Raw genomic sequence first — 4,771 nt, 5'->3', positions numbered from 1 at the left:
TTCCTCTTAATAAAATAGAACGTTCGTACTAATTCTAATTAAAAGTTTTTGATTTTATTAAGTATTTTATTTGGTTAAATAAAATTGCATCTGCGCTGTTGCAGCGCTCGTTCTTCTCGTCGCCAATCAGGCGAGCCGGCGTAATAACACGCTCAGTAAACACAGAATGGGCATGCTCTAATACTGCAATTTGCAAATTTGATTTTGCAAAATGAGGAACTGTGGAAGAATAGCAACGCTATGAGCAACTTCAATGGATTGATATGACAACGATTATCGAACAACTTTTGTTTTCGGCCTCAATTACAGGGCCTATCTGTTTGATGTTAGTACTGGGCGTTGTACTAAAGCGAACGGGGGTTATCAACGATAATTTCATCGATGTCGCGTCACGCATCGTATTCCAAGTCACCTTACCAGCCATGCTATTTCTTAGCATCGTCAAATCACAGCACGATTTTTCTTCCAGTGCAGCACTGATTGGCTATGGACTACTCGCTAATTTCCTATTTTTTCTTTTCACGACTTTTTTCACCAAAAAAGCGTTCCCACAACATCTGGATCACGGCGTGATCATCCAAGGCGGGTTTCGTGCGAATACCGCTATTATCGCTTTGGCTTATGTCGCAAATACTTATGGCGAACCTGGGTTAGCATTAGCGGCGATGTACGTTGCCGCAACCACTATCCTTTATAATATTCAAGCGGTGATAACACTCACGCCAAAAGGGGAGAGTTCAGGGCTCAAAGCCGCTGGAGTGATTGCCAAAACACTCACCAAAAACCCACTGATTATTGGTATTCTGCTCGGTGTTTTATGCTATTCCTTATCCCTTCCAATCCCGAAAATGGTCACTGATGCTGGCCAATACTTTGCCAATATGACACTACCATTAGCACTACTGTGTACTGGCGGCTCACTCAATATAGGTTCACTCAGAAGCGACAAAGCACCGACTTGGTTTGCCACTGCCCATAAGCTGATTCTCGCCCCGATATTGATCACATCGGGTGCGTTACTTTTTGGCTTTCGCGGGTTAGATCTCGGGCTAGTCTTTTTGATGAGTGCATCCCCTACCGCTGCGGCCAGTTATGTTATGGCTAGAGCTATGGGAGGAAATGCAACCTTAGCGGCCAACATCATTGCATTGACGACCGTATTTTCACTGTTTACTTGTACACTAGGCATCTTTCTGCTCGCGTCTCTGAACTTAATCTAACCGCCTTTTAATTCACTGCGGAAAGGTAAGTCAGGAAGGGCCATTCAAAAAAGAGCGAATCATTCCATCATGGAGACATCACTTTCTTTCAGTCCATGATTAAATAGCGTCAACAGTTGCTCACTTCGTTCACCCATTTTAGGGAACAACAGATAGTTATTATTGATGAGAAAAGGTTTGGGATGGTGCGTAATCATTTCTCGCCATTGCGGTAAGTATTTATCCAGAGTGTAATAACCGATATGAATTTCTTCTGGCATGAGATCAATCCGCTTTTTCGCCAGCCGTTCGAAGTTCTGTTTTGGATCATTGACTCGAGACATTTTTATTTGCTGCGTCTCTAACAATCTATCTAACTCGGCACCATAGCTGTAGGCAATGCCACCTCCTAAATGTAACCCCTTAAGATCATAGAGGCTTTCCCAGTGAAAGTCGGTTTCTTTATGGTGAAAAAACACGAAGCGTTCATCGCTCACCGCTTCGCTATAATAAAAATCTACCGTCCGCTCTTGGTTAAACATCCAAATAGCAGTTGCATCATAACGTCCAGCTTTGGCTTCGGCGTATGCTCTCGCCCATGGGAAAAAATGAAACTCAACTTCGTAGCCAGCATCCTTAAATGCTTTACGGATGATCTCAGCAACAAAACCATTATTTTCAAGATGTTGACCAATAAACGGCGGCCATTCACCCGCACTAATACGAATGATATGACTATTGTGTATTGAGGATGGCGCTGCCCATACGGGGATAGAAATCCATGATAGGATGAGACAGAACCAAACCTCATACCATCTTAAAGATTTCATTGCCGTACCTGAACATTGAGCAAACTTTTAAGAAACATAACAAAAACTAATAAAACAAAACGTATACATAATATATTTATGTTTTTATGCTAGTGCAGTTCTTAAACCCACTTTTTGTAACCAACACGACAAAAATAAGGCCACGTGCTACAACATCAATGAGGAAAGAACCATGATGAAATGGATAGTTGGTTTAAGCCTACTATTTAGCAATGTTGCTAGTTTGGCAGCGACTTCGGTCGATTGGTTACAGGTAAAATCAGAAGACGGCATTACGATCTACTCGCGATACCATAGCGATGGCTTAGTCCAAATACGGGCGCAAATGTTTGTACCCACCAGCTATTTCGCTTTTATGCGGCTATTAGATGACAGTGAACATGTACCAAACTGGATAGATAACGTGAGTAACAGCCGTGTGCTGAAAAAAATTTCAGATACCGAGAATATTGTTTACACCCAATTCTCGGCACCATGGCCAGCTAAAAACAGAGATATGGTGACTTATTCAAAATTTGAGATGCTACCTAATGGTTTAAGTTTAGACATAGTGGATGCCCTAAATTACTTGCCTGAACAACCGGGATACATCCGTATCACTCAAGTCAACGCACATTGGACGCTGCAAAAACTGACTAATGGTATGACTCACATCGATTATATTGCCTTCGCTAATCCAGGAGGTGCACTACCTAACTGGTTAGTGAACAAACTGTCCACTGACAGTGCCTTTACCACATTTGAAGGCTTGCGCCGAGAATTGGCCACCTATCAAACTTCACCCTGCCGTGAATGAATAGCATTCTTAACCCAATACTTGGCCAAAAGGAAGGTAAATAATATTCAGCACGATCAAGATAACCATCGCACTGAACGTTAGCTTCATACCACGAATCCGCCCTTTAAGTTGGTCACTTAAAATCGCTCTGGCATGTAAAATTCGGCCAACGATAAACGTAATACCCACCCCGTGGATCCACCATACGCTGGCACCATTAAACTCCAATAACCCCATTAAGATTAAAGTAATAGGAATGTATTCTGCGGCATTTCCTTGCGCGCTGCGAGCTAATTGCAGTGCTGGTACTCCACCATCGGCATATCTCACTTGGTTAGCCCGACGCTGTTTAATAACGTTAATCGCTAGCCACAAAAATAATACTGAAAGTATCGATGCATATAGAGCAGTAACCATGGTCATTCCTTTTCAAGTCAGTAGTGCCTCTATAGTAGTGCATCAAACACGTTCAGGTCACCACTCTGATTCAAAGCAATCTCTAGTGCTGGAGTGGCTTAATCTCCTGAGCCGAGTACACCTTATCCACTTTATCCCAAGGAATCGGGTCAATTGATACACCTGCGTCTTTTGCGCGTTGGTGAATACGCTCTAATGAAGAACCAGACTGCTTATACGTTTCCACACCAAAACCATTGCTATCGCGATCCATGACTTTATCTGGTGCCAATTCAGCTAAATAGATGGTCGTACCACAACCTCTTAACCAAACTTTGGCTTGCCCATTGGGCAGTAAACCAAACACGAATTCGGTGCGATAACAAACATTACCCAATGAACCATCTCTATTTTGGTAAAGACTTTTTTGTGCCATCAAACTTTTCACATCTTCAGATACAGTATATTTGGTGACATAAAACTGGGTGTTAATAAGTGAAACCCAGTACAAGTAAAGACTATCTGGTGGTAATTTAATCTTTACAACCTGCTCACCCTGCGTATTCATAGCAAAACTATGAACAGGCAACCCAAAACCATCATATTCAGGTAACCAACCTTGAACATTTTTTAGATCACTGATTCTCATAAACTGAGAAAAGGTATGCAAAGGAGATGTCCAGTTTTGCGCCTCATTTACTCCATAAGCTTGAGTCACTTTAACAGGGTAAAAAGAGGGCATAGAGACGCTAACACTCCATGCCTTCTCTGGTATTGGCCCCGCATACGATGAGCAGGCATTTAACAATGCCGTGATTAACAAAATAGATACACTTTTGAAATACATTTTACGTTCTGATCAAAGATTGTTAATTAAGAGATTTGATCTCTTCCATTGAATACACCTTATTTACTTTATCCCAAGGAATCGGGGCAATTGATACACCTGCGTCTTTTGCGCGTTGTTGTATATCATTTAGTAAAGAACCCTGTTTATATCTTTCTTCATCAAACCCATTACTATCACGATCCAATACTCTATCCGGTCCCAGCTCAGCTAAATAGATGATTTCACCACAGCCTCTTAGCCAAACCTTGGCTTGCCCATTGGGCAGTAAACCGAACACGAATTCGGTGCGATAGCAAACATTACCCAATGAACCATCTCGATTTTGGTAAAGACTTTTTCTTGCCATCAAACTTTTAACGTCTTCAGATACAGTATATTTGGTGACATAAAACTGGGTGTTAATAAGTGAAACCCAATACAAGTAAAGAGTATCGGGTGGTAGCTTAATTTGTACTACCTGCTTTTTCTGGTTCATTGCATAATCTTGGATTGGTAATCCGAAGCCATCGTATTCATGAAATCGTTTGTTGATATTCTCGAATGCACTAATCCTCATAAACTGAGAAAAAGTATGTAAAGGGGATGTCCAATCTTGCGCATCGTTCACCCCATAGGCTTGAGTAACACTGACAGGATAAAAAGTGGGCATAGAGATACTGACACTCCATGGCGTCTCCGGTATCGACCCAGCATACGATGAGCAAGCATTCAACAATGC

The 4,771-nt window shown here is 41.9% G+C and carries 6 protein-coding genes; 2 read left to right on the top strand and 4 right to left on the bottom strand.

The features are described from left to right. Positions 1–263 precede the first annotated feature (263 nt). Positions 264–1,220, top strand: a complete 957-nt coding sequence (locus B9J84_RS08465; RefSeq protein ID WP_094123944.1) for an AEC family transporter — start codon at positions 264–266, stop codon at positions 1,218–1,220. 59 nt (positions 1,221–1,279) lie between these two features. Here the strand turns inward: B9J84_RS08465 and B9J84_RS08460 are convergent, their stop codons facing one another. Continuing rightward, the gene (locus B9J84_RS08460; protein ID WP_019281428.1) at positions 1,280–2,029 is read right to left on the bottom strand and encodes an ABC transporter substrate-binding protein; all 750 of its coding nucleotides are present in this window, start codon (positions 2,027–2,029) and stop codon (positions 1,280–1,282) included. Positions 2,030–2,201: 172 nt separating this feature from the next. Here B9J84_RS08460 and B9J84_RS08455 point away from each other — a divergent pair, with 172 nt between their 5' ends. Beyond that, complete coding sequence (locus tag B9J84_RS08455; protein WP_094123943.1) at positions 2,202–2,825, top strand: START domain-containing protein; 624 nt, start codon at positions 2,202–2,204, stop codon at positions 2,823–2,825. Positions 2,826–2,834: 9 nt separating this feature from the next. Here B9J84_RS08455 and B9J84_RS08450 read toward each other — a convergent pair whose 3' ends face one another. From B9J84_RS08450 to B9J84_RS08440, 3 genes are all read right to left on the bottom strand, one after another. Then, the gene (locus B9J84_RS08450; RefSeq protein WP_094123942.1) at positions 2,835–3,230 is read right to left on the bottom strand and encodes an MAPEG family protein; all 396 of its coding nucleotides are present in this window, start codon (positions 3,228–3,230) and stop codon (positions 2,835–2,837) included. Between the two features lie 76 nt (positions 3,231–3,306). Next, positions 3,307–4,050 carry a DUF2931 family protein gene (locus B9J84_RS08445; RefSeq protein ID WP_013868310.1) on the bottom strand — a complete coding sequence of 248 codons (744 nt, stop codon included), beginning with the start codon at positions 4,048–4,050 and terminating at the stop codon, positions 3,307–3,309. 22 nt (positions 4,051–4,072) lie between these two features. Beyond that, positions 4,073–4,771 (bottom strand): DUF2931 family protein (locus B9J84_RS08440; protein WP_143698847.1); only part of this gene is annotated, 699 nt, incomplete at its 5' end.

Origin of the sequence: Vibrio sp. V03_P4A6T147 (assembly GCF_002241085.1) — a bacterium.
Classification (GTDB): Bacteria; Pseudomonadota; Gammaproteobacteria; order Enterobacterales; family Vibrionaceae; genus Vibrio; species Vibrio anguillarum.
The sequence above is the reverse complement of the archived record's forward strand: the minus strand, read 5'-3'. Positions and strand labels throughout refer to the sequence as shown.

Bases quoted from the DNA above. Each gene is read 5' to 3' on its own strand.
- B9J84_RS08465 (WP_094123944.1), top strand. From the start codon at position 264: ATGACAACGATTATCGAACAACTTTTGTTTTCGGCCTCAATTACAGGG.
- B9J84_RS08460 (WP_019281428.1), bottom strand. From the start codon at position 2,029: ATGAAATCTTTAAGATGGTATGAGGTTTGGTTCTGTCTCATCCTATCA.
- B9J84_RS08455 (WP_094123943.1), top strand. From the start codon at position 2,202: ATGATGAAATGGATAGTTGGTTTAAGCCTACTATTTAGCAATGTTGCT.
- B9J84_RS08450 (WP_094123942.1), bottom strand. From the start codon at position 3,230: ATGACCATGGTTACTGCTCTATATGCATCGATACTTTCAGTATTATTT.
- B9J84_RS08445 (WP_013868310.1), bottom strand. From the start codon at position 4,050: ATGTATTTCAAAAGTGTATCTATTTTGTTAATCACGGCATTGTTAAAT.